Below are 299 nucleotides of genomic sequence, written 5' to 3'. Positions count from 1 at the left end.
TGATGAATATCTCGAAGAAGCTAACATTCGTGGTCGGGCGACTAAGAAGGCAATTCGCAAGTTGTTGTTGTCTATTGAAGATAATCAAGAACTGGTTGAGAAAACGATGGCTGGTATTCAAAAGGCAGAATTGCCAGAAATCCCTGCTGAAGAAAAAGGTTTGACAGATTTGGTTGAATCCTCTTACCCATTTGCAATAGACCCAATGCCAAACCTTTACTTCACACGGGATCCATTTGCTACGATTGGTAATGCTGTTTCTCTTAACCACATGTATTCAGAAACACGGAAATCGGAAG

Annotated in this window: 1 protein-coding gene; it reads left to right on the top strand. The window is 41.1% G+C overall.

What is annotated here, in order from left to right; translation table 11 throughout:
- On the top strand, positions 1-299 hold a 299-nt coding region (locus C1E99_RS14350), incomplete at both ends, for an arginine deiminase family protein (protein WP_238146263.1).

The sequence above is a fragment of the Streptococcus suis genome (assembly GCF_002964045.1).
Classification (GTDB): Bacteria; Bacillota; Bacilli; order Lactobacillales; family Streptococcaceae; genus Streptococcus; species Streptococcus suis_U.
Note: the sequence above shows the minus strand (reverse complement) of the source record. Positions and strands in the feature narration are given on the sequence as shown.